This is a genomic window from Acidiphilium sp. JA12-A1 (assembly GCF_000724705.2).
Classification (GTDB): domain Bacteria; phylum Pseudomonadota; class Alphaproteobacteria; order Acetobacterales; family Acetobacteraceae; genus Acidiphilium; species Acidiphilium multivorum.
In genome coordinates, this window is sequence record NZ_JFHO01000203.1 from 1 (window position 1) to 477 (window position 477).

The window sequence follows — 477 nt, forward strand, 5'->3', positions numbered from 1 at the left end:
TCGGAAGCCGAGAAGCGGCGCATCAACACCCTTCCGGCCATGATCTACCACGGCGTGAGCAGTGAGGATGCGGTTCTGATGCGGATGAATTCCGTGCCGCGAAGCGCGGCCGAACGCCTTGGGGCTCTTTACAGGACCCTCTCCGAGAATGACGACTCTCGCTACTCCGTAGGTAAGGCTCGCAGCTTCCTGAAAGAGTTGTCCTCTCGCGACTGGGACCGCGCCAAGCCGGCGGATGCCGTCCTTAACGGCGTGGGTTACCGAAAATCTGGGAAGTCCTTTCCGGCGAGAGCTAAAGAAGCCTTGAGGCGCGTCCGATTGCCCCGGACCGGGCTCTAGTGGATTGACTCATTCGGATGGTTCAGGGATCTGAGCGAGCTTTTTGAAGATTGAGGCTGTGGTTGCGGTCCAGAGGAATGGCTTGGAATTCTGTTGTGCGCCTTGATGTAGCGCTTGATGGCGTCTTCGAGATCGGCG

At 58.7% G+C, this 477-nt stretch carries 1 protein-coding gene; it reads left to right on the forward strand.

Annotation, left to right across the window (positions count from 1 at the left end; genetic code table 11):
- Positions 1–339 (forward strand): hypothetical protein (locus tag RT91_RS22380; RefSeq protein WP_035189453.1); only part of this gene is annotated, 339 nt, incomplete at its 5' end.
- Positions 340–477 lie beyond the last annotated feature (138 nt).